The 26,832-nt window shown below is 64.7% G+C and carries 23 protein-coding genes; 11 read left to right on the forward strand and 12 right to left on the reverse strand.

Annotated features, from left to right (window positions below):
* Window positions 1-68 precede the first annotated feature (68 nt).
* The 5 genes from ACSUZJ_RS04435 (at window position 69) to ACSUZJ_RS04455 (ending at window position 4,866) form a co-directional block, all read left to right on the forward strand.
* Complete coding sequence (locus ACSUZJ_RS04435; protein WP_499416439.1) at window positions 69-380, forward strand: H-NS histone family protein; 312 nt, start codon at window positions 69-71, stop codon at window positions 378-380.
* Window positions 381-596: 216 nt separating this feature from the next.
* Window positions 597-2,000, forward strand: a complete 1,404-nt coding sequence (locus ACSUZJ_RS04440; protein ID WP_499413658.1) for a phosphomannomutase/phosphoglucomutase — start codon at window positions 597-599, stop codon at window positions 1,998-2,000.
* 12 nt (window positions 2,001-2,012) lie between these two features.
* The gene (gene waaC / locus ACSUZJ_RS04445) at window positions 2,013-2,993 is read left to right on the forward strand and encodes a lipopolysaccharide heptosyltransferase I (RefSeq protein ID WP_499413660.1); all 981 of its coding nucleotides are present in this window, start codon (window positions 2,013-2,015) and stop codon (window positions 2,991-2,993) included.
* Window positions 2,990-4,270, forward strand: a complete 1,281-nt coding sequence (waaA, locus tag ACSUZJ_RS04450) for a lipid IV(A) 3-deoxy-D-manno-octulosonic acid transferase (RefSeq protein WP_499413662.1) — start codon at window positions 2,990-2,992, stop codon at window positions 4,268-4,270. The genes waaC and waaA overlap by 4 nt, the downstream gene beginning before the upstream one ends.
* Before the next feature lie 47 nt (window positions 4,271-4,317).
* Window positions 4,318-4,866 (forward strand): YcxB family protein, encoded by a 549-nt coding sequence (locus ACSUZJ_RS04455; protein ID WP_499413664.1) that lies wholly within the window; start codon window positions 4,318-4,320, stop codon window positions 4,864-4,866.
* A 109-nt stretch (window positions 4,867-4,975) separates the two neighbouring features.
* Here ACSUZJ_RS04455 and ACSUZJ_RS04460 read toward each other — a convergent pair whose 3' ends face one another.
* The 7 genes from ACSUZJ_RS04460 to ACSUZJ_RS04490 all read right to left on the reverse strand — a co-directional run bounded on the left by ACSUZJ_RS04460 (window position 4,976) and on the right by ACSUZJ_RS04490 (window position 12,899).
* On the reverse strand, window positions 4,976-5,896 hold the full coding sequence (locus tag ACSUZJ_RS04460) for a M48 family metallopeptidase (protein ID WP_499413666.1): 921 nt from the start codon (window positions 5,894-5,896) through the stop codon (window positions 4,976-4,978).
* Between the two features lie 44 nt (window positions 5,897-5,940).
* Window positions 5,941-6,633, reverse strand: a complete 693-nt coding sequence (locus ACSUZJ_RS04465; RefSeq protein WP_499416441.1) for a lysophospholipid acyltransferase family protein — start codon at window positions 6,631-6,633, stop codon at window positions 5,941-5,943.
* Between the two features lie 67 nt (window positions 6,634-6,700).
* Window positions 6,701-7,258: a D-glycero-beta-D-manno-heptose 1,7-bisphosphate 7-phosphatase gene (gene gmhB, locus ACSUZJ_RS04470; RefSeq protein WP_499413668.1), complete on the reverse strand. Its 558-nt coding sequence runs from the start codon at window positions 7,256-7,258 to the stop codon at window positions 6,701-6,703.
* A gap of 10 nt (window positions 7,259-7,268) precedes the next feature.
* Window positions 7,269-9,365, reverse strand: coding sequence for a glycine--tRNA ligase subunit beta (gene glyS, locus ACSUZJ_RS04475; protein WP_499413670.1), 2,097 nt, complete (start codon window positions 9,363-9,365; stop codon window positions 7,269-7,271).
* Between the two features lie 26 nt (window positions 9,366-9,391).
* Complete coding sequence (gene glyQ, locus ACSUZJ_RS04480) at window positions 9,392-10,318, reverse strand: glycine--tRNA ligase subunit alpha (protein WP_499413672.1); 927 nt, start codon at window positions 10,316-10,318, stop codon at window positions 9,392-9,394.
* Between the two features lie 101 nt (window positions 10,319-10,419).
* On the reverse strand, window positions 10,420-12,009 hold the full coding sequence (lnt, locus tag ACSUZJ_RS04485) for an apolipoprotein N-acyltransferase (protein ID WP_499413674.1): 1,590 nt from the start codon (window positions 12,007-12,009) through the stop codon (window positions 10,420-10,422).
* Window positions 12,009-12,899 carry a CorC family transporter gene (locus ACSUZJ_RS04490; RefSeq protein ID WP_499413676.1) on the reverse strand — a complete coding sequence of 297 codons (891 nt, stop codon included), beginning with the start codon at window positions 12,897-12,899 and terminating at the stop codon, window positions 12,009-12,011. The genes lnt and ACSUZJ_RS04490 overlap by 1 nt, the downstream gene beginning before the upstream one ends.
* A 256-nt stretch (window positions 12,900-13,155) precedes the next feature.
* On the opposite strand from ACSUZJ_RS04490, the gene ACSUZJ_RS04495 reads away from it, so the two are divergent.
* Entirely contained in the window at window positions 13,156-13,608 is a 453-nt protein-coding gene (locus ACSUZJ_RS04495) for a (2Fe-2S)-binding protein (RefSeq protein WP_499413678.1), read from the forward strand.
* A gap of 11 nt (window positions 13,609-13,619) precedes the next feature.
* Window positions 13,620-15,851, forward strand: a complete 2,232-nt coding sequence (locus tag ACSUZJ_RS04500; RefSeq protein WP_499413680.1) for a xanthine dehydrogenase family protein molybdopterin-binding subunit — start codon at window positions 13,620-13,622, stop codon at window positions 15,849-15,851.
* Between the two features lie 253 nt (window positions 15,852-16,104).
* On the opposite strand, the gene ybeY is transcribed toward ACSUZJ_RS04500, so the two are convergent.
* The 3 genes from ybeY to miaB are packed head-to-tail and all read right to left on the reverse strand — an operon-like array spanning window position 16,105 to window position 18,996.
* On the reverse strand, window positions 16,105-16,581 hold the full coding sequence (gene ybeY / locus ACSUZJ_RS04505; RefSeq protein ID WP_499413682.1) for an rRNA maturation RNase YbeY: 477 nt from the start codon (window positions 16,579-16,581) through the stop codon (window positions 16,105-16,107).
* Window positions 16,562-17,638 (reverse strand): PhoH family protein, encoded by a 1,077-nt coding sequence (locus tag ACSUZJ_RS04510; RefSeq protein WP_499413684.1) that lies wholly within the window; start codon window positions 17,636-17,638, stop codon window positions 16,562-16,564. The genes ybeY and ACSUZJ_RS04510 overlap by 20 nt, the downstream gene beginning before the upstream one ends.
* On the reverse strand, window positions 17,635-18,996 hold the full coding sequence (miaB, locus tag ACSUZJ_RS04515; protein WP_499413686.1) for a tRNA (N6-isopentenyl adenosine(37)-C2)-methylthiotransferase MiaB: 1,362 nt from the start codon (window positions 18,994-18,996) through the stop codon (window positions 17,635-17,637). Before miaB ends, ACSUZJ_RS04510 begins: the two co-directional genes overlap by 4 nt.
* A gap of 626 nt (window positions 18,997-19,622) precedes the next feature.
* Here miaB and ACSUZJ_RS04520 point away from each other — a divergent pair.
* From ACSUZJ_RS04520 to ACSUZJ_RS04530, 3 genes are all read left to right on the forward strand, one after another.
* Window positions 19,623-20,030 carry a hypothetical protein gene (locus ACSUZJ_RS04520; RefSeq protein ID WP_499413688.1) on the forward strand — a complete coding sequence of 136 codons (408 nt, stop codon included), beginning with the start codon at window positions 19,623-19,625 and terminating at the stop codon, window positions 20,028-20,030.
* 281 nt (window positions 20,031-20,311) lie between these two features.
* Window positions 20,312-20,917: a glutathione transferase GstA gene (gene gstA, locus ACSUZJ_RS04525; RefSeq protein WP_499413690.1), complete on the forward strand. Its 606-nt coding sequence runs from the start codon at window positions 20,312-20,314 to the stop codon at window positions 20,915-20,917.
* 220 nt (window positions 20,918-21,137) lie between these two features.
* Window positions 21,138-21,704: a DUF1697 domain-containing protein gene (locus ACSUZJ_RS04530; protein ID WP_499413692.1), complete on the forward strand. Its 567-nt coding sequence runs from the start codon at window positions 21,138-21,140 to the stop codon at window positions 21,702-21,704.
* A 113-nt stretch (window positions 21,705-21,817) separates the two neighbouring features.
* On the opposite strand, the gene ACSUZJ_RS04535 is transcribed toward ACSUZJ_RS04530, so the two are convergent.
* Window positions 21,818-22,084 carry a hypothetical protein gene (locus ACSUZJ_RS04535; protein WP_499413694.1) on the reverse strand — a complete coding sequence of 89 codons (267 nt, stop codon included), beginning with the start codon at window positions 22,082-22,084 and terminating at the stop codon, window positions 21,818-21,820.
* A 608-nt stretch (window positions 22,085-22,692) separates the two neighbouring features.
* On the opposite strand from ACSUZJ_RS04535, the gene ACSUZJ_RS04540 reads away from it, so the two are divergent.
* The gene (locus ACSUZJ_RS04540) at window positions 22,693-24,651 is read left to right on the forward strand and encodes an AAA family ATPase (RefSeq protein WP_499413696.1); all 1,959 of its coding nucleotides are present in this window, start codon (window positions 22,693-22,695) and stop codon (window positions 24,649-24,651) included.
* A 377-nt stretch (window positions 24,652-25,028) separates the two neighbouring features.
* On the opposite strand, the gene ACSUZJ_RS04545 is transcribed toward ACSUZJ_RS04540, so the two are convergent.
* Entirely contained in the window at window positions 25,029-26,729 is a 1,701-nt protein-coding gene (locus tag ACSUZJ_RS04545) for a cation:proton antiporter domain-containing protein (protein ID WP_499413698.1), read from the reverse strand.
* Window positions 26,730-26,832: the final 103 nt, after the last annotated feature.

Here is a 26,832-nt window from a genome sequence, read left to right on the forward strand (position 1 = left end):
TGTAGTATATTGCGACATTTGGTGAGATTTCACCGGAATTGGATTAACCCAACTCTCGAGGAACGATGATGGATCTGTCAAATATGTCCATAGGCGATTTGCGCAACCTGCAGGAGCAAATCAAACAGGAAATGAAAAAGCGTGAGGTACAAGAGGTGCAGAAGGCACGCGAGCAGATCCTGGCCATTGCCCAAAGCGTGGGCGTGCCGCTGAAAGACCTGATCGCCACCAATGCCCGCGGCGCGAAAACCGGTTCGGTTGCCGTGCGTTACCGTCATCCAGACAATTCGTCCCAGCAGTGGACCGGCCGCGGTCGCCAGCCGAAATGGGTCAAGGAATGGGTCGAGGGCGGCAAGTCGCTCGACAAGCTGCGCGTCTGATCCTGCGTCTGGTCTATTTCTTGCCGGCGCCCGCCGATAAGAAGCCAGCAAGCAGGAACGTAAACAAGCAAGCGCACCAATGGGTACCCCCCATTGGTGCGCTTGCCGCTACAATACTCCCTGTTTTGTCATCCCTCTAACTTTTGGCGAAGCCGCGTCCTCCTGCATGCGCAGGCCGGACGATGCCGGCTGCCGCCCGTTTTTCTAAGGTCGAACATGGTTGCTCTCTCCAAGACGATTTTCAAGGCATACGACATTCGCGGCGTGATCGACAGCACGCTCGACGTCGGCGTGGCGCGTGCGATTGGCGCGGCTTTTGGCCGCGCTGCGCTGGCCAAGGGAGAGCGCAAGGTGGTCATCGGCCGCGATGGCCGCCTGTCGGGACCGGCGCTGGCAGCCGCCCTGGCGGAAGGCCTGCAGGCCGCCGGCGTCGACGTGATCGACCTGGGGATGGTCGCCACGCCGATGGTGTATTTCGCGACCAATGTGTTGGAGGGTGCGCGCTCGGGCATCATGGTCACCGGCAGCCATAATCCGCCGGACTACAACGGCTTCAAGATGGTGCTGGCGGGCGAGGCGATCTACGGCGATGCGATTACCGGCCTGTACGACAGCATCGTGGCGGAAGAAAAGAAAACCGGTTCCGATGCCGACAAGGATGCCGCCACCGGAACCTACTCCACCCACGACATCCGCGCCGCCTACATCGAGCGCATCGTCGGCGACGTCAAGGTGGCGCGCCCGATCAAGATCGCGGTCGACTGCGGCAACGGAGTGGCCGGCGCCTTCGCGGGCGACTTGTACCGCGGCATGGGCTGCGAGGTGGTCGAGCTGTTCTGCGAAGTGGACGGCCACTTCCCGAACCACCACCCGGACCCGGCGCATCCGGAAAACCTGCAGGACCTGATCCGCGCGCTGCAGACCACCGATGCCGAAATCGGCCTGGCCTTCGACGGCGACGGCGACCGCCTCGGCATCGTCACCAAGGACGGCCAGATCATCTATCCGGACCGCCAGATGATGCTGTTCGCCGCCGATGTCCTGGAACGCAATCCGGGCGCCGAGATCCTGTACGACGTCAAGTGCACGCGCCACCTCGGCCCGTGGATCGAGCAGCACGGCGGCCGCCCCTTGATGTACAAGACCGGCCACTCGCTGGTGAAGGCCAAGCTGAAGGAAACCGGCGCTCCGCTGGGCGGCGAGATGAGCGGCCACATCTTCTTCAAGGACCGCTGGTACGGCTTCGACGACGGCCTGTATTCGGGCGCGCGCATGCTCGAACTCCTGACCCGCCATGACGATCCTTCGCGCGTCCTGAACGCGCTGCCGATCGCCACCAGCACGCCGGAGCTGCACCTGCACCTGAAGGAAGGCGAGAACTTCGCGCTGATCGACAAGCTGCGCAGCGACGCCACTTTCCCGACGTCGGAAAAGATCAACGACATCGACGGCCTGCGCGTCGAGTACGCGGACGGCTTCGGCCTGGCGCGCTCGTCGAACACGACGCCGGTGGTGGTGCTGCGTTTCGAAGGCGAGAATCCGGAAGCGCTGGCGCGCATCCAGGATGAGTTCCGCAGCGTGATCCTGGCCGCCAAACCGGATGCCCAACTGCCGTTCTGAAGCGAGAATGATTTGAAGATCCTGCTGGTGCGGGTGTCGTCGCTGGGCGACGTCCTGCACAATTTGCCAATGGTGGCCGACATCCTGCGTCACCATCCGAACGCCACGATCGACTGGGTGGTCGAGGAGGGCTATGTCAGCCTGGTGCGACTGAACCCGCACGTGCGCAAGATTATCCCGTTCGCGCTGCGGCGCTGGCGCAAGGGGCTGGGCAATGCCGCCAACCGCGCCGAAATCCGCGCTTTCTTCCGCACCCTGCGCGAGGAAGAGTACGACGTCGTGTTCGACACCCAGGGCCTGCTCAAGACCGGCATCATCATGGGCGCTGCGCGGCTCAAGCCGGGCGGGCGCAAGGTGGGCCTGGCCAACGGCAGCGAGGGCTCTGGCTACGAAGGCGTTTCGCGCTTCTTCCACACCGAGAGCATCCCGCTCGATCCGCGTACCCACGCGGTAGCGCGCGGCCGCCTGGTGGCGGGCGCCGCGCTTGGCTACCCTGTCGATATGCCGCCCGATTTCGGCTTGCCGGCGCCGCAGGCCTCGCAGCGTCCCGACTGGCTTCCCGCCGAGGGCTACGCCGTGTTCTTCCACGGGACCGCACGCGACGCCAAGAAGTGGGCGCCCGGGAACTGGATCGCGCTCGGTAAGGCCCTGGCGCCGATGCCGGTGCTGCTGCCCTGGGGTTCGGAAGGCGAGAAGCGCGAAGCGGAAAGCCTGGCCGGCGCGCTGCCGAACGCCCGCGTGCTGCCGAAGCTGTCGATGATGGATGCGGTCACGCTGGCCCAGCAGGCCGCGCTCGCGGTCGGTGTCGATACCGGGCTGACCCACATCGCCGCGGCCTTCTACCGGCCGACGGTGGAGATCTATTGCGACTCGCCGAAGTGGAAGACCGAGGGCAACTGGTCGCCGCGCATCGTCAACCTCGGCGACAAGGGCGCGCCGCCATCGAGCGACGAGGTCATCGCCGCCGCGCGGAGCCTGCTCGGCGCATCATGAACCGCACCCTGTACTCGCTGCTGTGGTGGCTGGCGCTGCCGCTGGTGCTGGCGCGCCTGTGGTGGCGCGGGCGCAAGGAGCCCGGCTACCGGACGCACTGGGGCGAGCGCCTGGGCTTCTACGGCGCGCCCGCGCACGAGCAGGGAACCGGGCGCCCGACCTTCATGGTGCATGCGGTGTCGGTGGGCGAAACGCGCGCCGCCGAGCCGCTGGTCGAGGCGCTGCTGGCGCGCTGGCCCGACTGCCGCATCCTGCTGACCCACATGACGCCGACCGGCCGCGCCACCGGCCGTGCGCTGTTCGGCAAGCACGGCGAGCGCGTCGTGCAGTCCTTTCTTCCCTACGACACCGGCTTCATGGTGCGGCGCTTCCTGCACCACTTCGCGCCGCGCGTGTGCATCCTGATGGAGACCGAGGTCTGGCCGAACCTGATCGCCGGCTGCGCCGCGGAAAACGTGCCGGTGGCCCTGGTGAATGCACGCCTGTCCGAGCGCTCGCTGCGCCGCGGCCAGCGCTTCGGCGGCATCATGATGGACGCGGCGCGCGCCATGACCGTGGTCGCGGCCCAGACCGAGGCGGACGCGGTCCGCATCCGCTCGCTGGGCGCGCCGCAGGTGGCCGTCACCGGCAGCATCAAGTTCGACGTCGTGCCGCCGCGGGCGGCGCTGGACACCGGCGCCTGGCTGCGCGCGCGCTTTCCCGATCGCCCCGTGTTCCTGTGCGCCAGCACGCGCGACGGCGAGGAAGCCCTGATCCTCGACGCCTGGCAGCGCCGGGCGGACAAGCCGGCCAACGCGCTGCTGGCGATCGTGCCGCGCCATCCGCAGCGCTTCGACGAGGTGGCGCAGATGGTGCGTGCGCGCGGCCTGAGCCTGCAGCGCCGCTCGCAGATCGGTGAGGAGCCGGTCGACGCGCAGGTGCTGCTCGGGGACTCGATGGGCGAGATGTTCGCCTATTACGCGGCCTGCGATTGCGCCTTCATCGGCGGCAGCCTGCTGCCCCTGGGCGGGCAGAACCTGATCGAGGCCTGCGCCCTGGGCAAGCCGGTGCTGGTTGGCGAACACACCTTCAACTTCCTGGATGCGACCGAAGAAGCGGTCGCGGCCGGCGGCGCATTGCGCGTACCGGATGCGGACGCCCTGGTGGCGCAGGCGCTGCGCCTGTTGCAGCATCCCGACGCGCGCGCCGCGATGGGCGCGCAGGCAGCAGGCTTCGCCGGCCGCCATCGTGGCGCGACCCTGCGCACTGTTGAACTCTTGCAACGGATTATCTCCTAGGTTTTGTTACCATTGCTTTTTGAGCTCGGTAGAAAAAGGGGATGCGCATGTTGTCGTCTAATCACCCCGGACCGGCGCGCAGCGCAAAGCCGATGGCCATGATGGCCCATCAGCCTGCCGATGGCAGGGAAGACGGTTTGTATGAGGCTGCAGCGGGGAGTCCGGCGTCGTCATCCAGCCCCGCCGGTTCGGTTCTATGCGACCTGCATTTCTTTGTCCGTTATTCGCTGCGCGAATACATCGGCTTCATGTGGCAGCACGGCGGCTTCCTGATCCGCCGCCGGCGCGTGCGCTGGCCTGCCAGCCTGTATTTGCGCGTCAAGAGCACCGCGAGCGCGGCGCTGCATTTCGTGCTGCTGCGGCGCGGCCAGCGCACCTATGAATTCACCATCGACCGCCACGGCATCGTGCGCACCAGTGGCGGCGTCACGCTGATCGACTGGGCCGACGTGACGGCGGTGCGCACCTATTCGCGCGGCTTCATGATGGTCCTCAAGCGCGGGACCCTGCCGATTCCCTACCGCTGCCTGAACGAGGCGCAGCAGGGGGCGATGCGTATGCTGGCGGCGACGCGGCGGGAGAATGCGCTGAGGTAGGGATGTGCGCGGCGTCGTTTTCTAGGCGCTGCCGATTCGCATATGTTCGTTGAACGCGTGGACGGGAGACCCGGCCACCCTACGTCCCTTCGATCAACCGCGACCCGGTTCAATCCGCAAACAACACCGGCATCTCATGCGACCTGCGCCGCAACTCCAGGCGCGCGCCGTCGTAATCCGCATACACCGACCCGACCACCGCCCAGAAGCGCGGGCTGTGGTTCATTTCGCGCAGGTGCGCCAGTTCGTGCACCACCACGTAGTCGATCAGCGCCAGCGGATAGTGGATCAGGCGCCAGCTCAGGCGGATGTTGCCGGCCACCGTGCACGAACCCCAGCGCGAACTCGCCGACGACAGCGTCATCGAGCGGTAATGCACGTCCAGGCGCGGCGCGTACAGGTCGAGGCGCTCGGTGAACAGGCGCTTGGCCTCGGCCTGGAACCACAGCTTGATGCGTTCCTTGAGCTGCCATTCCGACAGCCCCGCCACTATGCCGACCCGCAGCTCGCGCGTCTCGGGATCGAACACGCAGTGGCTGCGCGCCGCGGTCTCGAGGCGCAGCGTGATTTCGCCGCCCATGTAGGGCAGGCGCGCGCCGTCTTCCCAGCGCAGCGGCTCGCGCTGCGCGTGGCGCGCACGCCGTTCTCCGCGTTCATGCAGCTTGGTCAGGATCCAGCGCTGCTTGGCGCGGATCGCTTCCTCGATCGAAGGCTGGGTGGCGCGGCGCGGCGCCGTCACGTGCAGGCCGTCGTCGTCGATCATGAAGCCGATCGAGCGGCGCGAGGAGCGTTTCAGTTCATAGTCGACCGCGTACTGGCCCAGCACGATGCGCTTGAGGGGCGGATCGTCGGGCGTGCGCGGCGGCGAGGGCAGGGTGATGCGGGGCGGGGCGGGCGGCGCCTTGAACAGGGGTTGCGGCGGCGGCGGCACAGGCCTTCGGGCCGGCGCCACCGGTGCTGTTACCGACCCTTCCAATAAGGTTTGTGCGAACAGGTCTAGCTGGGGCCCGTTGATCTTGGGGGAGTTCATTCTGTGCTGCGGTGGGGAGGCTGGGATCAGGGCGCCAACTTCGTTCAGCCATCGGTGTAGACGTGGGGCGAAATGACGCGCATTTCTGATTCTATCCAATTTTCGACCTCTTGCATCAGGCTGTCGGGAGTGTGGTGTTGTGGCGATATCGGTTTGCCAATCGATACCGTCACCAGGCCCGGTCGTTTGATGAACGAATTCTTGGGCCAGCATTCTCCTGAATTATGCGCGATCGGGACGATCACAGCATTGGTTTCAATCGCCAAACGTGTGCCGCCGCTCTTGTATTTACCCTTTTTTCCAACAGGGATGCGCGTCCCTTCCGGGAACATGATGATCCACTGGCCGTCGGCCAGGCGGCGCTTGCCGTGCCTGACCACATGGGCGAAAGCGTTCTTGCCTTCCTTGCGGTCGATCGGGATCATGCGCAGGAGCGCCATCGCCCACCCGAAGAAGGGGATGTAGAGGATTTCCTTCTTGAAGACGAAGACCAGCGGACGCGTGAGATTCGGCAGCAGGAAGATGGTCTCCCAGGCCGACTGGTGCTTCGACAGGATCACGGCCGGTCCGTCCGGCAGGTTCTCGTAGCCCTTGAACTGGTAGCGGATGCCGCAGATGACTTTCGCGCACCAGATGATGAAGACGTTCCAGCGCGAGGTCACCCAGAAGCGCTTGTTGTAGGGCAGGGGCGCGGCCAGGAAGCAAACGCAGGCCCAGACCACGGTGGCGAGCACCATCACGATTGTAAACAGCAGGGAACGCAGGAACAGGACGGTGGTACGCAAGAACGTGGTCTCCTTGGGATCAGTTGGGAGTAGCGGGGGAAGGCGTTTTCAGGAAGGCCGTGACCATCGCGGCCAGGTCCGGGAACACCTGGGTGCCGGGCGGCAGGCCGCCCGTCTGGTGGGTCTTTTCGCCCTTCCCGGTCAGGACCAGGTAGGGCACGCAGCCGCTGATGAAGCCGGCCTGCAGGTCGCGCAGCGAATCGCCGACGGTCGGCACGCCCTTCAGGCTGACCTTGAAGCGCTTGCTGATCTCCTCGAACATGCCGGCCTTCGGCTTCCTGCAGTCGCAGTTGTCGCTGGCCGCGTGCGGGCAGAAGAATACCGCGTCGATGTCGGCGCCGACCTGCTGGGCGGCGTTGTGCATCTTCTGGTGGATCGCGTTCAGGGTCGTCATGTCGAACAGTTCGCGCGCGATGCCGGACTGGTTCGAGGCGATGATGACGCGGTAGCCCGCCTGGTTCAGGCGGGCAATCGCCTCGAGCGAGCCGGGGATCGGCACCCACTCGGCCGGGCTCTTGATGAAATCCGGCGAATCGTGGTTGATGACCCCGTCGCGGTCGAGGATGATCAGCTTCATGGCCAGCTCCTTACGCCGCCAGCTTCGAGATGTCGGCGACGCGGTTCATCATGCCGTGCAGGGAGGACAGCAGGGCCAGGCGGTTGTTGCGCAGCGCTAGGTCCTCGGCCATCACCATCACGTCGTTGAAGAAGGCGTCGACTTCGTCCTTCATCAGCGCCAGCGTCTTCAGGGCGCCGGTGAAGTCGCCCTGTGCGAACGCGCCGGCGACATCGGATTCGAGCGCCTTCATCTTGCCGGCCAGCGCGCTCTCCGCCGGCTCGACCAGCAGTTCGGCCTTGACGGCGGCGTCCTGCGGCATCGCTTCCTCGTTCTTCTTGAGGATGTTGGTGATGCGCTTGTTGGCGGCGGCCAGCGAGGCGGACTCCGGCAGGGCGGCAAAGGCCTGCACCGCTTCCAGGCGCTGGACGACATCGTCGACGCGGTCCGGATTCTGGGCCAGCACGGCTTCCACTTCGTTCGGCGTGAAGCCGCGCTCGCGCAGCATGCCGCGCAGGCGGTCGAGCATGAAGGCCTTCACTTCGGCGGTCGGGTCCTTGAAGGCGGCCTGGCCTTCGAACACGGCAACGGCGTCCACCAGCAGCTCGGAGATCGACAGCGGCAGGCGCTTCTCGACCAGCATGCGCATCACGCCCAGGGCGTGGCGGCGCAGCGCGAACGGATCCTTCTCGCCGGTCGGCTGCAGGCCGATGGCCCAGATGCCGACCAGGGTCTCGAGCTTGTCGGCCAGCGCGACGACGAGGCCGGTATTGGTGGAAGGCAGGGCGTCGCCGGCAAAGCGCGGCTGGTAGTGTTCGGAGGCAGCCAGGGCCACTTCTTCCGGCTCGCCGTCGTGGCGGGCGTAATAGGTGCCCATGATGCCCTGCAACTCGGGGAACTCGCCGACCATGTCGGTCAGCAGGTCGGCCTTGGCCAGGCGCGCGCCGCGTTCGGCCAGCGCCACGTCATAGCCCAGGCGCCTGGCGATGCTGGTGGCCAGCTTCGTTACGCGCTCCGAGCGCGCGGCCTGGGTGCCCAGCTTGTTGTGGTAGACCACGTTCGCCAGCTGCGGCAGGCGCGACTCCAGCGTCTTTTTCTTGTCCTGCTCGAAGAAGAACTTGGCGTCCGACAGGCGCGGGCGCACCACGCGCTCGTTGCCGCCGATGATGGCCGATGGGTCATCGGTTGCCAGGTTCGAGACGATCAGGAAGCGCGAGCGCAGTTTTCCGTTCGCATCGGTCAGCGCGAAGTATTTTTGATTGGTCTGCATCGTCAGGATCAGGCATTCCTGCGGCACGGCCAGGAATTCGTCCTCGAAGCGGCATTCGTAGACCACCGGCCATTCGACCAGGGCCGCCACTTCGTCCAGCAGCGATTCGGGCATCAGCACCTGGTCGGCGCCCGCTTTCTCCAGCAGCTGCGTGCGGATGCTTTCCTTGCGCGCTTCGGCGGAGGAGAGCACCTTGCCTTCGTTTTCCAGCACGGCCGCATACTGGTCGGCGTGCGGGACGGCGATTCTCTCGCCATGCGACAGGAAGCGGTGGCCCATGGTGGCGCGGCCGGCTTCGAGGCCCAGCAGGGTCAGCGGCAGCACCTGGTCGCCGTGCAGGGCCAGCAGCAGGTGCACCGGGCGCACGAACTGCACGGTCTCGCCGTCCGGGCGCTGGTAGCTCATGACCTTCGGGATCGGCAACTTGGCGACGGTCTCCTGCAGGACGTCCTGCAGGGCGCCGGCAAGCTGGCTGCCGCTTGCGGTGTAGGTGTAGAAGAAGGATTCGGCCTTGCCGTCCTGGGCGCGTTCGAGGTCGCTGATCTGCAGGTCGGGGAAGCCGAGGGCGGCCAGTTTCTTGGCCAGCGGTGCGCTCGGATTGCCTTCCTTATCGAGGGCGACCGAGACCGGCAGCACTTTTTCGCGGATCGACTTGTCCGGCGAGGTGGCGCGCACGTTCGTGATGGTGACCGCCAGGCGGCGCGGGGTGGCGTGGGTGGTGGCGACGCTGTCGGCTTCGAGGAAGTCGCGCGCCTTCAGGCCGTTGGCGATGCCGTTGGCGAAGGCAGCGCCCAGTTTGACGAGCGCCTTCGGCGGCAGTTCTTCGGTCTGGATTTCGACGAGGAGAGTTTGATTCATGGTTTGTTCTTGTCTGTTCCGTGGGCTCAGGCTGCGGCGTTGGCCGTGGCTTCGGCAGAAGCGGGCAGCATGGGGAAGCCGAGCTTCTCGCGCGAGTCGTAGTAAGCCTGGGCCACCAGGCGCGACAGGGTGCGCACGCGGCCGATGTAGGCGGCGCGCTCGGTCACGGAGATGGCACCGCGCGCGTCCAGCATGTTGAAGCTGTGCGAAGCCTTCATGATCTGCTCGTAGGCCGGCAAGGTCAGTTCCAGCTCGATCAGGCGCTTGGCTTCCGATTCGTGATTCGCAAACGCCTGGAACAACAGCTCGGTGTTGGCGTGCTCGAAGTTGTAGGTCGACTGCTCGACTTCGTTCTGGTGGAACACGTCGCCGTAGCTCAGCGTCTTCTTCACACCGTTCTCTTCCCACTCGGTCCAGACCAGGTCGTAGACGTTTTCCACGCCCTGCAGGTACATCGCCAGGCGTTCGATGCCGTAGGTGATCTCGCCCAGTACCGGCTTGCAGTCGAGGCCGCCGACCTGCTGGAAGTAGGTGAACTGGGTCACCTCCATGCCGTTCAGCCAGACTTCCCAGCCCAGGCCCCAGGCGCCCAGGGTCGGGCTTTCCCAATCGTCCTCGACGAAGCGCACGTCGTTCTTCTTGAGGTCCAGGCCCAGCGCCTCGAGCGAGCCGAGGTAGAGGTCGAGGATGTTTTCAGGCGCGGGTTTCAGCACGACCTGGTACTGGTAGTAGTGCTGCAGGCGGTTCGGGTTCTCGCCGTAGCGGCCATCTTTCGGACGGCGCGAAGGCTGGACGTAGGCGGCGCGCCAAGGTTCGGGGCCGATCGCGCGCAGGAAAGTGCCGGTGTGGAAGGTGCCGGCGCCCACTTCCATGTCATAGGGCTGGAGCAGGGCGCAACCTTGCTTGTCCCAATAGGTCTGCAAGGTCAGGATGATTTGTTGGAATGTGAGCATCTTGAATGGGCGACGCGGCGCTGGGCCGCGAACACGGTAAGTTTGCCAAATGACCAATTCTAGCGGGTTTTCCCGGCCCTCTGGGACCGGATTGGACTCAACTATGAGAGATTGGCCTTTTTCTTGCGGTAATTTCGGCCGGCCAGCCAGGCGCCGGCCAGCGCCAGTGCGCCGAGCAGCAGGAAGGCCAGGTTGCCGAAGCGGATGTAGGGCGTCATGCCGGTCGTGCCGCGCACGGTCGCCGTCAACATGCCTTCGGTGTAGAAGGGCAGCAGGTGGGTAACCTGGCCGCGGTGGTCGATCACCGCGGTGGCGCCGTCGTTGGTCGAGCGCAGCATCGGGCGGCCGGTCTCGAGCGTGCGCATGCGCGAGATCTGCAGGTGCTGGGGTACCGCGCTCGACTGGCCGTACCAGGACAGGTTCGACATATTCAGCAGCATGGTCGCCGGGCGTGGCGCCGCACGCAGTTGGTAGGCGATTTCTTCGCCGAACACGTCCTCGTAGCAGATGTTCGGCAGCACCAGCTGGTCCTTGACCGCGAACGGCGCCTGCAGGGCCTTGCCGCGCGTGGCGTCGTTCAGCGGAATGTCCATCATGTCGGTGAACCAGCGGAAGCCCGGCGGAATGAATTCGCCGAAGGGCACCAGGTGGGCCTTGTCATAGCGGTAGGGCTGCGCTTGCGGCGTCGGGGCGACCGTCACCACGCTGTTGGCGTACTGCGAGGGGCCGTCGAGCAGGGGCATGCCCAGGGCCAGGGTACTGCCGCTGGTGCTGGAAAAGCGCTGCAGGCTCTCCAGGTAGCTCGGGTCGATCTGGTGACGGAACACGGGAATCGCGGTTTCCGGCGTGGCGATCAGGTCGGCCGGGCTGGCCGTGATCATGCCGTGGTAGCGTTCCAGGATGTTCGAGAGGAAGGCGTAGTCGAACTTGCGGTCCTGCGGAATATTCCCCTGCAGCAGGCGCACGGTCAGCGGCGCGCCCGTCACCTGCGTCCACTCGATGCCGCGCAGGCCGGCGCCTGCCAGCAGCAGGGCGGCGAACAGGCCGATCGCGGGCCAGCGCGCGCGCTGGGTCAGCATCACCAGGCAGCCTGCGCCCACCGCCACGATCACGCCGATCCCGTAGACGCCGACCAGCGGCGCGTAGCCGGCCAGCGGCGAGGTGTCGTGGGCATAGCCCGACACCGCCCAGGGAAAGCCCGTGAACACCCAGCCGCGCATCCATTCCGACACGCCCCAGGCCACCGGCAGCACCAGCAGCAGGAAGGCGGCCACCGGCAGCGACCAGCGCCGGCGCAGCCAGGCGGAGACACCGGTGGCAAAGGCCCCGAACAAGCCCATGTACAAACCCAGCAGGACCACGCCGAGCACGCCGAAGACGGCGGGCAGGTGGGCGAAGCGGGTCATCATGGTGTACAGCCAGTACATGGCGCCGACCGACCAGCCGAAGCCGAAGGCCCAGCCGAGCAGGATGGCCCGTTTTACCGAACTGCCCAGGCCGACCTGGTAGAAGAGGTAGGCCAGCAGCAGGAACTGCAGCGGCCACCAGCCGAAGGGCTCGAAGGAGAACAGGGACGCGCCGCCGGCGAGCGCGGCGGCCACCAGGGCGGCCGCGGACGGCCGCGTGCCGCGTGCGGCGGCAGCTGCGGCCGGATCGATAGCGGCAGGGGTGGGACGGCGACGCAGCAGCATCAGTCGTCGTCGTTGTCGTTGTCGCGCGGCGTATGCGGCAGTTTTTCGACCAGCAGCACGTGGATCTGGCGCGCGTCGGCGCGCAGCACCTCGAATTGCAGGTTGCCGAGGGTGAATTCCTCACCCTTGTGCGGCATGCGCCCGAGGTGGCTGGCGACAAAGCCGCCGATGGTGTCGGCTTCGCCCTCGGGCAGGTCGACGCCGATCTCTTCGTTGAACTGGTCGATCTCGGTCAGCGCCTTGACGCGCCAGCGCGGGCCATGCTGGCCTTCCTTGATCGACAGGACGTTGTCCTCTTCCTCGTCGAAGTCGTACTCGTCCTCGATGTCGCCGACGATCTGCTCGAGCACGTCCTCGATGGTGATCAGGCCGGCCACGCCGCTGTACTCGTCGACGACGATGGCCATGTGGTTGTGGTTGGCGCGGAAGTCGCGCAGCAGCACGTTCAGCCGCTTCGATTCCGGGATGAAGATCGCCGGGCGCAACATGGCGCGCACGTCGAAGGTTTTCTCGGTGTAATAGCGCAGCAGGTCCTTGGCCAGCAGGATGCCGACTACCTTGTCGCGTTCGCCTTCGATGGCGGGAAAACGCGAGTGCTGGGTTTCCAGCACGATCGGCAGCCACTCCTCGATCGGGTCCGTGATGTCGATCACGTCCATTTGCGAACGCGGCACCATGATGTCGCGCGCCGACAGGTCGGAGACCTGGAACACGCCTTCGATCATCGACAGGGCGTCGGCGTCGATCAGGTTGCGCTCGTGTGCTTCGTGCAGCACTTCGAGCAGCTCGGTGCGATTTTCTGGCTCAGGGGAGATGAGTGCGGTCAGTCTTTCGAAAAGCGACCGGTGGGGTTTGGCGTCCGATCGGACGTCACTGGGATACTCGGGCATAGTTGGCGTGAAGCCGTTGTTACGATGGGCGTAAGCATACACCAAAAGCGGCCGTGACCGATCTTTACACGGGCGTGCGCAAGCAGCGCGTCCGGCATCAGCCTCATGGCGGCGTTGCATCGTCTTGCCGTACCAGGCGTACTGTCTGCGACGACGCGCCTTGCCCCGAGGCTGATGCCAAACGCTCCAGGCGCAATGCGACGCGGCGCATAAAAATGGCATATAGTAATTGTCTAGAACGCAAAAGGAGCGTCCAATGCCTGCCCTCACCATCAACGGCACCACCACCACCCTCGACGTCCCCGATGACATGCCCCTGCTGTGGGCGCTACGCGACGTCGCCGGCCTGACCGGCACCAAATTCGGCTGCGGCGTCGCCATGTGCGGCGCCTGCACCGTCCACCTCGACGGCCAGGCGATCCGCTCCTGCGTCACGCCGGTGTCCAGCGCCGTCGGCAAGAAGATCGTCACGATCGAGGCAATCGGCAACGACCCGGTCGGCGCCAAGGTGCAGGATGCCTGGCGCCAGATCGACGTGGTGCAGTGCGGTTACTGCCAGTCGGGCCAGATCATGTCGGCCACGGCCCTGCTGCAGGCCACGCCGAAGCCTTCCGACAGCGATATCGACAATGCCATGGCCGGCAATATCTGCCGCTGCGGCACCTATGGACGCATTCGCAAGGCGATCAAGATCGCCGCCAGCAAATAAGAAGGACGCACATGAGCCAAGTCAAAGAAGAACAACACGTGTCCCCGTCGCGCCGCCGTTTCATGCAGCTCGGCGCCACCGCTGGCGGCGGCCTGCTGTTCGGTTTCTCGCTGTTCGGCTGCAGCAAGGAAGACGACCGCAAGGAGCCGCCGCCCGAGAAGGCCGTCGGCCAGGCATCCACCGAGCACTCCGACACCGCCCCCGGGCTGGCGCGCGACGCCTTCATCCGCATCGACCGCACTGGCCTGGTAACCCTGGTCATCCACAAGGTGGAGATGGGCCAGGGCACCTTCACCTCGATGCCGATGCTGCTGGCCGAAGAACTGGGCGCCGACCTGTCGAAGGTGAAGCTCGAGCAGGCGCCGGCCAACAACGAACTCTATGCCGATCCCCTGCTGGGCGGCCAGGTGACCGGCGGCTCGACTTCCGTGCGCGGCGCCTGGAAGCCGCTGCGCGAAGCCGGCGCCATGGTGCGCAGCGTGCTGGTCTCGGCCGCGGCCCAGAACTGGAACGTCGATACCGCCGACCTGCAGGTGGTGGCGGGCACCGTGCGCCACCAGGCCTCGGGCCGCTCGGCCCATTTCGGCGAGCTGGTCGATGCGGCCTCGAAGATGGAGCTGCCGAAGAACGTCAAGCTGAAGGACCCGGAACAGTTCGTCCTGATCGGCAAGGCGATGAAACGACTGGATTCGCCGGCGAAGGTGAATGGCACGGCCCAGTTCGGCATCGACGCGCGCCTGCCGAACATGGGCATCGCGGCCGTGGCCGCCTCGCCTGTCACCGGCGGCAAGCTGGTCGCGCTGGACGAGCAGAAGGCGATGGCGGTCAAGGGCGTGCGCCAGGTACTGCGCCTGGAAGGCGCGGTGGCGGTGGTGGCCGACCACTTCTGGGCCGCGAAGCAGGGCCTGGCTGCTGCGGCCCCGCGTTTCGACGATGGCCCGAACGGCAAGGTGTCGCTCACTGGCATCGTCACCGACATGATGAAGGTCTCGCAGGGCGAGGGCGCGGTGGCGCGCAACGAGGGCGATGCGCTGAAGGCGCTGGAAGAGAAGGGCGGACGCCGTATCGACGCGGTCTACGAGCTGCCTTTCCTGGCGCACGCGACCATGGAGCCGATCAACTGCACGGTGGACCTGCGTCCCGACGGCTGCGACCTCTGGGTCGGCACCCAGGTGCCGGCGCTGGCGCAGGGCGCGGCGGCCAAGACGGCCGGTCTGCCGGTCGAGAAGGTCAAGGTCCACAATTACTATATCGGCGGCGGTTTCGGGCGCCGTCTCGAGGTCGACTACGTGATCCAGGCGGTGGCCTTCGCCAAGCTGGCCAAGGGACCGATCAAGTTCATCTGGACCCGCGAGGAAGACATCCAGCACGACATGTATCGTCCCTATTATGTCGACCGCCTGTCGGCGCGCCTGGACGACAAGGGCCGCCCGGCGGCCTGGTTCCACCGCGTGACCGGTTCCTCGATCATGGCGCGCTTCGCGCCGCCGGCGGTGAAGAACGGCGTCGACCCGGACGCGGTCGAGGGCGCGGCCGACCTGCAGTATGCGATCCCGGCCATGCGCGTCGAGTACGTGCGCCACGAACCGCCGGGCGTGCCGACCGCCTTCTGGCGCGGCGTGGGCCCGACCCACAACGTGTTCGTGGTCGAGAGCTTCATCGACGAGCTGGCCCAGGCGGCCAAGCAGGATCCGGTGGTGTTCCGCCGCACGCTGCTCGAGAAATCGCCGCGCACGCTGGGCGTGCTCAACCTGGCGGCCGAGAAGGCCGGCTGGGGCAAGCCACTGAAGCCGATCGCGGGCCGCAAGGTCGGGCGCGGCGTGTCGACCCAGTTCGCCTTCGGCAGCTACATGGCCCAGGTGGCGGAAGTATCGGTCGGGCCGGAAGGCGACGTGCAGGTGCATCGCGTGGTCTGCGCGGTCGATTGCGGCCAGGCGGTCAATCCGGACGGCATCATCGCGCAGATGGAAGGCGGCATCGTGTTCGGCGCCTCGGCGGCGCTGTGGAACGAGATCACGCTGGCCAACGGCCGCGTGCAGCAGTCGAACTTCGGCGACTACCGCATGATGCGCATCCACGAGGCGCCGGCGGTGGAGGTCCACATCGTCAACAGCCGCGACGAACCGGGCGGCATCGGCGAGCCGGGCACGGCCGGCATCGCGCCGGCGCTGACCAATGCGGTGTTCGCGGCGACCGGCAAGCGGATTCGCAAGCTGCCGATCGGGGAGCAGTTGAAGGCGTAAAAGAGGTGTTGTGCAGGCAAATTTGGCCACTCGGCCGAATTTGCCGCAGCGTTTTTTGTAGGGTGGACACCCGTGTCCACGCTGTTTCATCGCTTGCATTAGGGAGACGCCAGCGTTCACGACGCTGCCGCGTTGATGCGCTGAATGTCGAGCGGTGAGACAGCGTGGGCTCAGGAGCCCACCCTACGAAACCCAATGCGCTGGAGTGCTAATGGTGAGCCCGCGTGGGCTCAAGAGCCCACCCTACTTGCTATCAGCCGTTGTTGTCGGCATACGGATCCGGATACCCCAGCGCTTCCATGATGTCGCGCTCGAGCTGTTCCATCTCCTCGGCTTCCTCGTCGTGCTCGTGGTCGTAGCCCTGGGCGTGCAGCACGCCGTGCACCACCAGGTGGGCGGCATGTTCCTCGAGCGTCTTCTTCTGTTCCTCGGCTTCGCGCTGCAGGACGTCGGTGCACAGCACGATGTCGGCCTGGACCGGCTCGTCGGCGGCCAGTTCCTCGCCTTCGTTGTAGGCGAAGGTCAGTACATTGGTGGCGTAGTCCTTGCCGCGGTAGTCGCGGTTCAGGGTCTGGCCTTCGGCGGCGTCGACGAAGCGGATCGCCAGTTCGGCCGGGCCCAGCAGGGCAGGGCGCACCCAGCGTTCCACCATCTCCGGCGTGATGGTGGTTTCCAGGCGTGCGTCCGGGTACTGGACGTCGAGTTCGAGCTTATGATTTTTTTCTTGCATTTCGGGCAGTCGTGGTTTTCGGCAGTGCGCCCATTTCCTGGACGGCGCTGGCCTTGTCGTAGGCGTCGACGATGCGCGCCACCAGCGGATGGCGCACCACGTCGGCGCTGGAAAATTGCGTGAAGGCGATGCCGCGCACATCCTTCAGCACGTGCATCGCGTCGACCAGGCCGCTGCGCTGGGTCTTGTGCAGGTCGACCTGGGTGACGTCGCCGGTGACGACGGCCTTGCTGCCGAAACCGATACGCGTCAGGAACATCTTCATCTGCTCGACCGTCGTGTTCTGGGCTTCGTCCAGGATCACGAAGGCGTGGTTCAGCGTGCGCCCGCGCATGTAGGCCAGCGGGGCGATCTCGATTACCTGCTTCTCGAACAGCTTCTGGGTGCGATCAAAACCGAGCAGGTCATACAGCGCGTCGTAGAGCGGACGCAGGTAGGGGTCGACCTTCTGGCTCATGTCGCCGGGCAAAAAGCCCAGGCGCTCGCCGGCTTCCACCGCCGGGCGGGTCAGGATGATGCGCTTGACGGCGTCGCGTTCGAGGGCGTCGACCGCGCAGGCCACGGCCAGGTAGGTCTTGCCGGTACCGGCCGGACCGATGCCGAAGCTGATGTCGTGCTCGAGCACGGCGCGCAGGTACTGGATCTGGTGCGGGGTGCGTCCGCGCAGGTCGCTGCGGCGGGTCTTGAGCGTGGGGCTGACGAGTTCAGGGTTTTCTTCCCCTTCCTCCTCGTCCACCTCCTCGGCCTGGCCGGCGGGTTCGGCGCCCTCGATCTTCGGCTTCAGGCCGGCGCGCTGTTCCACCAGGGCCAGCTGCACTTCCTCGATCGGCACGACCTTGTTCGCCACCGCGTAGAAGCGCTCGAGCAGCTCGACCGCGCGGTCGGCATTGGCGCCGCTGACGATGAACTTCTCGCCGCGGCGGAAGATGGTCACGTCGAGCGCCGCGGAGATCTGGCGCAGGTTCTCGTCGAGCGGACCGCACAGGTGGGCGAGCCGCGTGTTATCGAGCGGCTCGGGGATGAAGTACGACGGCTGGGTAGGCGTATGTGTTTTCAACTGGCTTTGGCAATCGTATCGAGATTGGCGACGAGTTCGCCGCGCAGGGAATAATCCAGGCTCTCGGTGACGCGCACGTCGACCAGCTGGCCGATCAGCGCGTCGCCTGCAGTGCCCGGGGCGAAAATGACCACCCGGTTGCTTTCGGTGCGGCCCTGCAGTTCGTTCGGGTCTTTCTTGGACGGCCCCTCGACCAGGATGCGCTGGACCGTGCCGACCATCGCCGCGCTGAACTTGCGGGTGTTGGCATCGATCAGGGCCTGCAGGCGCTGCAGGCGCGCCAGCTTGACCTCGTGCGGGGTGTCGTCTTCCAGGTTGGCGGCCGGGGTGCCCGGACGCTTGCTGAAGATGAAGCTGAAACTGTTGTCGAAGCCGACGTCTTCCACCAGCTTCATCATGGCCTCGAAATCGGCGTCGGTTTCGCCGGGGAAGCCGACGATGAAGTCCGAGGAGATCGCGATGTCCGGGCGTACTGCGCGGATGCGGCGGATGATCGACTTGTATTCGAGGCCGGTGTAGCCGCGCTTCATGGCCTGCAGGATGCGGTCGGAACCGTGCTGCACCGGCAGGTAGAGGTGGTTCACCAGTTGCGGGATCTTGGCGTAGGCGTCGATCAGGCGCTGGGTGAATTCCTTCGGGTGGCTGGTGACGAAGCGCAGGCGCTCGATGCCGGGAATGTCGGCGATGTATTCGAGCAGGAGCGCAAAGTCGGCCACTTCCCCGCCTTCCATGACGCCGCGATAGGCGTTCACGTTCTGCCCCAGCAGCATGATTTCCTTGACGCCTTGCGCGGCCAGGCCGGCGACTTCGGTCAGCACGTCCTCGAAGCGGCGCGAGACTTCCTCGCCGCGGGTATAAGGCACGACGCAATAGCTGCAGTACTTGCTGCAGCCTTCCATGATCGAGACGTAGGCGACGGGGCCTTCGACCTTGGCCGGGGGCAGGTGGTCGAACTTCTCGATTTCCGGGAAGCTGATATCGACCTGGGCGGCGCCACTGCTGCGACGTTCGCGGATCATCTGCGGCAAGCGGTGCAGGGTCTGCGGGCCGAACACCATGTCGACGTGGGGCGCGCGCTTGACGATGGCTTCACCTTCCTGCGAGGCCACGCAGCCGCCCACGCCGATGATCAGGTCGGGACGCTCGCGCTTCAGTTCGCGCAGGCGGCCCAGGTCGGAAAATACTTTTTCCTGCGCTTTTTCGCGCACCGAGCAGGTGTTGAAGAGAATGACGTCCGCGTCTTCGGGTTTGTCGGTGCGAACCAGACCATCGGACGCGCCGAGCACGTCCGCCATCTTGTCCGAGTCGTACTCGTTCATCTGGCAGCCGAAGGTCTTGATGAATACTTTTTTCTGCATGGAATGCTTCGTTGTAAGGAATGCTCACGCTTTGACAAAGCGTCAAGCCAGTTTACCGTAAATCCCTGTTCGCGACCAAAAACCGGCGTACGGAACAGGCTGAATTAATGCTACTAAGAATTACTTATTGCTCACGCTAATTGCATTGCCAATTTATTCAGATTGTTAAATTACGAATTTTCATCAAACGGCTGGGCGCAAGGCAGCGTCTGACTTTGCTCAAGATATTTCCTGTTGTAAATCAATACCTTCGCTGCAAATTCTTTCACACAAATTAATGGGAGAAATCTCTTGCGTGCGCCACAAATAATCCCCATGTGTTGAAATGCTTATGTGACAAGCTTTCCACACGATAGCTTGATTTCCAACAATGAGTCATGTGCTCAGGACGGATGTCATGACACCGTATGAGTCTGATAATTTGTTTGAAAGACAAGTGCGTTTAGGGGAGTGTTAAGCAGAGCGCATGCACGCCGGCATGTTCTTAAGCGGGAATTCAGACTTGTTCTGCAGACTTGTCTAATCGATGGCTCAAGAGCGTGTTCGGGAACTTATGTTGACGAAAGGTAGTCTTTAACAAAGTTCGTAACGGAACTATTTTAAACCACACTCACGAGGTAAAAATCATGGCACATCATGCTTTGTCTTCACAGGAAAGCTACAACCCCAACCACCTGCTCGACATCCTGCTTGGCAAGATGCAGCTGAAGAACGACGCTGCGCTGTCGCGCATGCTCGAGGTGGCCCCGCCTGTCATCAGCAAGATTCGCCACCACCGCCTGCCGGTCGGCGCTTCGCTGCTGATCCGCATGCACGAAGTGACCGGCATGAGCATCCGCGACCTGCGTGACCTGATGGGCGACCGCCGCACCAAGTACCGCCTGTCCGACGCCCAGGGCCGTCCGAAGCCAGAAGAGAAGGCAGCCCAGGCCGCCGCGGCAGCAGCCCAGCAGCAACAGCAGCAACAGCAGCAAACCCAGCAGCAATCGCAGAACAACGAAGCTTCTTCGTCGTCTGGTAACTATGCGCACTGATGCCGGCGGCATGGCAGCCCTGACTGCCGTGCCATCGGCCATGCGGGGCAGCTGCGCGGCGTCCTGACACGCCGCGTACGCTGCCCTTTCCCTCCCGCATCCCCCCTGCCGCGCTGCGGCATTCCCTTCCTGTCGTACTTCCGGTGCCCGCCCGGGCAGGCCGGTTTTCGTCCATCGCTTCCCGATCCAGCTGACCGGGGCAAGTTGAGCGGCCCCAAGCAGGTACCAGCCGATTGCGGTATTCTCGCCGTGCTTGTTTTTCCCTCTACAAAGGACACTCCATGAAACTGTACTTCAGCCCCGGCGCCTGCTCGCTGTCTCCGCACATCGTCCTGCTCGAAGCAGGGCTGGCCTTCAGCGCCGAGCGCGTCGACCTCGGCAAGAAGCTCACGGCTGGCGGCGCGGACTTCCGCAGCATCAATCCGAATGGATACGTGCCGGCGCTCGAACTGGACAATGGCACCGTGCTGACCGAAGGCCCGGCAATCGTCCAGTACCTGGCCGATATCGCGCCACAAGCCGGCCTGCTGCCGCCCGTGGGCAGCGTCGAACGCTACCAGGCCCTGGGCTGGCTGAACTACATTTCGACCGAACTGCACAAGAACTTCAGCCCGCTGTTCAAGCCGGACTCGACCGACGACATGCGCGAGCGCGCACGCAAGATGCTGGCGCTGCGTTTCGACCACGTCGCGCGCCACCTGGAAGGCCGCGAATTCCTCGCAGGCAGCCAGTTCGGCGTGGCCGACGCCTACCTGTTCACCGTGCTGGGCTGGACCGACTTCCTGAAGTTCAGCCTGGCCGACTGGCCGCAGCTGCAGGCCTTCCGTGCGCGCGTCGCCCAGCGTCCGGCCGTGCAGCAGGCCATGCGCGAAGAGGGCCTAATTTAGAGCCTATCCCGGCAGTCAGGAGTCGCTCCTGCCGCGCCTGGCAAGCGTGGGCGGCGTTGCTCGTCGTTGCGTGGCTCGCCACGCGGCCTCCTCGCGCCTTGCCCACATTTGCCATGCATCGCCATGAGCTTCCTCCCGTCTACCGGGACAGGCTCCAAGTAAGACAGCCCCATCAAGTAAACAGGTCGCCGCCCACCCGCTTGGGCGGTAACATGGCCGCATGACGAACCAACGCTACATTGCCCTGCTGCGCGGCGTGAACGTGGGCCGCGCCAAGCGCGTGGCCATGGCCGACCTGTGCAAACTGATCGAAGACCTCGGCTATGCCGACGTGCGCAGCGTCCTCAACAGCGGCAACATCGTGTTCAGCGCCGACGGGATCGACCCCGGCATGGCCGCCGCGGCCATCGAGGAAGGGCTGGTGCTCAAGCTGGGCGTCGCGGCGCGCGTGATGGTGCTCGCGAGCGAAGACCTGGCGGCGGTGCTGGCGGAAAACTCCCTGTTGCCGGTCGGGACCGACCACGCGCGCCTGCTGGTATTCCTGCTGCCCGACGCCGCCGCGCGCGAGGCCCTGGCGCCGCTGTGCGAGCGCGACTGGGGAGATGGGGCGCTGGCGCTCGGCCAGCGCGCGGCCTATGTCTGGTGTCCTGATGGCGTGCTCGACAGCGCCGCGGCGGCGGCGCTCGGCAAGCAGCTGGGAGACGCGACGACGTCGCGCAACTGGAATACCTTGTGCAAACTGTATGCGCTGTGCAGCGAGCCTGCGCCGGCGCCCCGCGGCGCCTGAAGCGCAACGCCTGAACTGCGGCGTCTGCACTGCAGCACCCAAAGCGCGGCGTTCCGCCACATCGGTACATCCGCGCCGGCGGCGCGTTGCGGCGCCGGCCGACGTGAGCCGCGCTACTTGAATTTTTCGTTGCTGTCCCGACGTGCCCGGTAGCCGAGCAGGACCAGGCCGACCAGCATCATGGCAAACACTTCGGGTTCCGGCAGCTCCGACATGTGCACGGTAACCAGGTCGGGACTGGGCGCAACGGCAGGGACGACGATACGCGGCTGGGCTTGCACCGCGTCATCGGCTGTGGGGGGGGAGAGGTCGATCACGGCCGCTTGCGCCGCACCACCCACGACCAGACCAAGCGCTACTGCGAGTAAAAATCTGTTCACGATTGTTCCCTTCCTTGCAGATATTGCTGGGTACAAACGCCGTATCAACACGACACAGCCAGCGCCATCGACGCCATCCGGTCCACGAAAAGCATAGCAAAAAGCGCGGCGCGCTTCGCGTCATTTCGTACTTATTTCGCGTTGCGTGTACGCCAAGAACGGAAGCCGGGGCGGGGCTGTTGCGAGTTGGAAGCCCCGTTCGCAACCGTTCATGCCATGTTAAAGAAATGCGACAGGCATCGAGCAGGCGCATATCAAACGAGCAAGGATTGGACAGCACTTTGTTGAAACAGAATTAAGGTATTTCCTGTTTTGATAGACGGATTGCTGTTTTCTTTGACAGGCTTGCAACAGTTTTGATTGTCAGGTTTTCTAGCTATGACGCCGATCAAAATATTTTAAGCCAGGCGTATACATCTCTGTTTTTTTTAGGGGTATAGTCTTCCTATCCCATTGCCTTCGGGCATCAAATCGATGTCGAACAAGCACTTGTTCGACCCCTCGCGGACTTCCCAAGCCGCCGCCGTTCCGACAAGCGCGACCCGGAAGGCCACCTCCGTTTTTGCACTGTTGCATCACGCGCACCATACATTTGTAGAGTACCGATAATGCCCAACTTTGCCCGTCTCCAGATCGCCTTCAAGAACATCTATGTGCGCATTGCCGCCGCCGTGTTGCTTGGAGCGATAGCCGGTGTGGCGATCTGGTCGGCCGACAAGCCACAGGATCCGAGCCCGGTCGTTCATTCGCAGGACATCTCCGAAATCACGCGCCTGGCCGCGCAGAAGGACAAGCTCGACTTCCTGATGGTGGCCAAGCCGCTGTCCGAATCGCCGCGCTACGTGTTCAAGTTCAAGGGCGCGCCCGAACTGCACGTGGTCAAGGTGCCGAGCACCTCGCACCTGAGCCTGGAACGCGAAGTGCTGCTCAAGAACGCGATTCCGTATTCGATCGCCAAGGATGACTTCCTGGCCTCGCACAAGGCCGTGCTCGACGAAGGCGGCAGCTTCGGCTCGGACAGCCTCGACTTCGTCAAGCGTCACGCCTTCGAGATCGTCCTGATCCTGCTGATCGTCTACAGCCTGAAATTCGGCATCCCGGGCATGGGCGCGAGCTCGACCATGATCACCCCGGACAAGCTCAAGGGCAGCATGGACGACCTGATCGGCATGGAAGACATCAAGCAGGAAGTGCTGCACCTGGAAGACATGATCCGCAACCGCGAGGAATACCAGTCGCACAACATCGACAAGCCCTTCAACGTGATGCTGACCGGGCCTGCCGGCACCGGCAAGACCAAGCTGGTGGGTTACCTGGCCAAGCGCCTCGACATGCCGCTGATCTCGGCCTCGGGTTCGGCGCTGGAATCGGGCTACGTCGGCGGCGGCTCGAAGGCCCTGAACGCCCTGTACCGCAAGGCCTGCGCCAAGGGCAAGTGCATCATCTTTCTGGATGAAGCCCAGAGCCTGTTCATGCCGCGCGGCCGCAGCGAAAAGAAATGGGAAGACGACACCGCCAACACCCTGCTGGGCCTGCTGGACGGCGTGAAGAGCGACAAGGGCCAGGGCGTGATCTGGGTCGTCGCCTCGAACTTCGACGACGCCTCGACCGAGATGGACGAAGCGATGCTGCGCCGCTTCTCGGTGAAGATCAACTTCCGCCTGCCGAACAAGAACGAGCGCCGCGAACTGCTGAAGAGCTTCCTGTCGCGTAAAAAAGAAGGCCTGGTCGCTTGGGACGACCTCGACCTGGACCAGGTCGCGGAAATCACCCAGAACCTGAGCCCGGCGCTGCTGGAAACCGTGGTCGAGCGCGCATCGATGATCTCGATCCAGGAAAAGGCGATCATCAACACCGACCTGCTGTTCCGCGCCTACGAGCGCGCCACGATCGGCCTGACCGACCGCGCCACCACCGCCGAGAAGCACAAGCAGCGCGAGCGCATTGCCCTGCACGAGCTGGGTCACTTCTTCATGCAGATCGACCCTTGGCTGCGCGCCGGCCTGAGCCTGGACGAAGTGAAGGAAAAGTCGCACCTGCTGAAGATCAGCACCGAGGCCGTGTCGAAGATCGGCGCCCTGGGCTATGTGCTGCAGTCGGGTGACGACATGTCGCTGCGCACGCTGGAAGAGCTCGAGCGCGACGTCATCGGCCTGTACGGCGGCATGGCGGCAGAGGAGCTGTTCTACGGCGCGCGCGGCATCTCGGTCGGCGCCCAGAACGACATCGAAAAAGTCACGAAGATGCTCAACCTGATGGTCAACCGCCTGTCGATGTACTCGCGCTCGAAGATCGACTACAGCCAGTTGCAGAACGACGCCAGCGGCGAGCACACGCTGCGCCAGATGGAAGAGAAGGCCGATGAGCTCTACAGCTACACGCTGGGCGCGATGCGCGACTACCGCGCCATGATCGAGTCGATCAAGGACACGCTGCTCGACCAGTACGTGCTGTCGAAGGACGCCGTGTTCGCGCTGCTGGAAGAGCGCAAGGAACTGCTGCAGTTCGCCCCGCGCCACGCCAACCTGAAGCTGTGCGCGGAGACCGGCGAGATGGTTGCTGCCTGAGATCGGGCTTGACTGGCGCTGCGGCGCCGGATGAAAAATGCCCGCTGTGCGCGATGCGCCAGCGGGCATTCTTGTTTGGCGCCTGATTGATCCGCTACCCTGAACGATGAGGTCAGCGCGAACGTAGGGTGGGCACTCCGTGCCCACGTGTTACGCACGTATCCGGCAATCGATTGCAGCGACTTGTCGCCCGCGGTGTGTCCGACGACGGGAAGTCCGGTTGGCGTCTTCCGATAACTCCAGAGAAGCCGGCGGGCGACTTGTCAGCGCCGCTGGTGCAAGCTTGAACACGTAAACGCGTGGGCACGGAGTGCCCACCCTACTGGTAGCTGCGCGGCCGGATGTCTCCGTCAATTCGTCGCCGGCCGCGTTCCCGTTCAATGCGCGTGCTGCGCCTCCTTCAAGGTATCGAGCACGTAGCGCGTCATGCTGCCGGCCAGCTCGTGTTCCCCGAGGAAGACCTTGCCGCCGGTATCCTCGCGCAGCAGCTCGGCTTCCTGCTCGTTATGGGTGCGCACGACGCAGCGGATGCCCGGGTTGAGGGCCTTGGCCGTCTCGATCATGGTGCGCACATGGAAGGTGTCGGGAGTGGCGATCACCAGCACCGCGGCGCGCGCGATGTGCGCCTGGATCAGCACCGCCGGCTCGGATGCATCGCCGACCACGGCCGGCTGGTCGCGGCGGCGCAGCGCCTCGACGATCTCGCGGTTCTGCTCCGCGACCACGTAGTACACGCCCTGGGCCTTGAGGGCGTCGGCGATGCGCCGCCCCACGCGGCCGTAGCCGACCAGCACCACCTGGCCGGTGAGGCGCTCGTGCGGCACGCTCATCGGCAGCTCGGCCAGCGGATCGGGCGAGCTTTCGAGCTTGCGCACCAGGTCCGAGTTCTTGCGCAGCCAGCGCTGCAGCGGCTCGATGGCCGTGAACAGCAGCGGGTTGACGGCGATCGAGATGATCGCGCCGGCCAGGATCAGGCTCTGGCCCTCCGGCGGCATGAGTTCCAGCGAAATGCCGAGCGCCGCCAGGATGAAGGAGAATTCCCCGATCTGCGCCAGGCTGGCCGAGACCGTGATCGCGGTATTCAACGGATAGCGCAGCGCCAGCACCAGCGCCATCGCGGCGATCGACTTGCCGAAGATGATGACGGCGACCACGGCCAGCACGTGCAGCGGCTCTTCAATCAGCACCATCGGGTCGAACAGCATGCCGACCGAGACGAAGAACAGCACCGAGAATGCGTCGCGCAGCGGCAGCGACTCTTCGGCGGCGCGGTGCGAGAGTTCCGATTCGCGCAGCACCATGCCGGCGAAGAAGGCGCCCAGCGCAAAGGAAACGCCGAACAGGTGCGAGGAGCCGTAGGCGATGCCGACTGCCGCGGCGATCACGGACAACGTGAACAGTTCGCGCGAATTGGTCTTTGCCACGCGCCACAGGAACCAGGGGAAGAGCTTGCGTCCGACCAGCAGCATGAAGGCGACGAAGGCGCCCACCTGCAGCAGGGTCTTGCCCAGTGCCATCCACAGCGAGTCGTCACCGCCGGCGCCCTTGCCGCCGAGGGGGCCGGCCAATGCCGGCAGCAGCACCAGTACCAGGACGGTCACCAGGTCCTCGACCACCAGCCAGCCGACCGCGATGCGCCCGTTCATCGAATCGAGCACGCCGCGGCTTTCCAGTGCGCGCAGCAGCACCACGGTGCTGGCCACCGACAGCGCCAGGCCGAACACCAAGCCCGCGCCCAGGCTCCAGCCCCACAGGTGGGTCATCCCGATGCCCATCGCGGTAGCCACCGCGATCTGCAGGATGGCGCCGGGCAGGGCGATCCTGCGCACATCGAGCAGGTCCTTCAGCGAGAAGTGCAGGCCTACTCCGAACATCAGCAGCATCACACCGATCTCGGCCAATTGCGATGCCAGCGACACGTCGGCCACGAAACCAGGCGTGGCGGGGCCGATCAGGACGCCGGCGGCGAGATAGCCGACCAGCGCAGGCAGTTTCAGGCGAATGGCGATCATCCCGAAAATGAGGCCGAAGCCCAGCGCGGCGGCAATGGTGGTGATCAGACTGAGTTCATGATGCATGCAGTACAGCTCCTTATCAAAGTGAAATCGATCCAGTATAAGCGACGAAGCCGCAACGTTGTCGAAAAAATAGAGCAGGGCCTCGACCGCAGAGTTCATCCGG

Source organism: Telluria sp. B2 (assembly GCF_051789535.1).
Lineage (GTDB): Bacteria > Pseudomonadota > Gammaproteobacteria > Burkholderiales > Burkholderiaceae_D > Telluria.

What these genes read in the sequence shown, in the direction of transcription:
- glyS (WP_499413670.1), bottom strand. Translation starts at nt 9,365, where the DNA reads ATGAATCAAACTCTCCTCGTCGAAATCCAGACCGAAGAACTGCCGCCG.
- gmhB (WP_499413668.1), bottom strand. Translation starts at nt 7,258, where the DNA reads ATGAAGCTGATCATCCTCGACCGCGACGGGGTCATCAACCACGATTCG.
- gstA (WP_499413690.1), top strand. Translation starts at nt 20,312, where the DNA reads ATGAAACTGTACTTCAGCCCCGGCGCCTGCTCGCTGTCTCCGCACATC.
- ACSUZJ_RS04540 (WP_499413696.1), top strand. Translation starts at nt 22,693, where the DNA reads ATGCCCAACTTTGCCCGTCTCCAGATCGCCTTCAAGAACATCTATGTG.
- glyQ (WP_499413672.1), bottom strand. Translation starts at nt 10,318, where the DNA reads ATGCTCACATTCCAACAAATCATCCTGACCTTGCAGACCTATTGGGAC.
- ACSUZJ_RS04500 (WP_499413680.1), top strand. Translation starts at nt 13,620, where the DNA reads ATGAGCCAAGTCAAAGAAGAACAACACGTGTCCCCGTCGCGCCGCCGT.
- ACSUZJ_RS04435 (WP_499416439.1), top strand. Translation starts at nt 69, where the DNA reads ATGGATCTGTCAAATATGTCCATAGGCGATTTGCGCAACCTGCAGGAG.
- ACSUZJ_RS04490 (WP_499413676.1), bottom strand. Translation starts at nt 12,899, where the DNA reads ATGCCCGAGTATCCCAGTGACGTCCGATCGGACGCCAAACCCCACCGG.
- ybeY (WP_499413682.1), bottom strand. Translation starts at nt 16,581, where the DNA reads ATGCAAGAAAAAAATCATAAGCTCGAACTCGACGTCCAGTACCCGGAC.
- ACSUZJ_RS04545 (WP_499413698.1), bottom strand. Translation starts at nt 26,729, where the DNA reads ATGCATCATGAACTCAGTCTGATCACCACCATTGCCGCCGCGCTGGGC.
- ACSUZJ_RS04465 (WP_499416441.1), bottom strand. Translation starts at nt 6,633, where the DNA reads ATGGTGCTCGCCACCGTGGTCTGGGCCTGCGTTTGCTTCCTGGCCGCG.
- ACSUZJ_RS04520 (WP_499413688.1), top strand. Translation starts at nt 19,623, where the DNA reads ATGGCACATCATGCTTTGTCTTCACAGGAAAGCTACAACCCCAACCAC.
- ACSUZJ_RS04440 (WP_499413658.1), top strand. Translation starts at nt 597, where the DNA reads ATGGTTGCTCTCTCCAAGACGATTTTCAAGGCATACGACATTCGCGGC.
- ACSUZJ_RS04530 (WP_499413692.1), top strand. Translation starts at nt 21,138, where the DNA reads ATGACGAACCAACGCTACATTGCCCTGCTGCGCGGCGTGAACGTGGGC.
- ACSUZJ_RS04455 (WP_499413664.1), top strand. Translation starts at nt 4,318, where the DNA reads ATGTTGTCGTCTAATCACCCCGGACCGGCGCGCAGCGCAAAGCCGATG.
- lnt (WP_499413674.1), bottom strand. Translation starts at nt 12,009, where the DNA reads ATGCTGCTGCGTCGCCGTCCCACCCCTGCCGCTATCGATCCGGCCGCA.
- waaA (WP_499413662.1), top strand. Translation starts at nt 2,990, where the DNA reads ATGAACCGCACCCTGTACTCGCTGCTGTGGTGGCTGGCGCTGCCGCTG.
- ACSUZJ_RS04495 (WP_499413678.1), top strand. Translation starts at nt 13,156, where the DNA reads ATGCCTGCCCTCACCATCAACGGCACCACCACCACCCTCGACGTCCCC.
- miaB (WP_499413686.1), bottom strand. Translation starts at nt 18,996, where the DNA reads ATGCAGAAAAAAGTATTCATCAAGACCTTCGGCTGCCAGATGAACGAG.
- ACSUZJ_RS04460 (WP_499413666.1), bottom strand. Translation starts at nt 5,896, where the DNA reads ATGAACTCCCCCAAGATCAACGGGCCCCAGCTAGACCTGTTCGCACAA.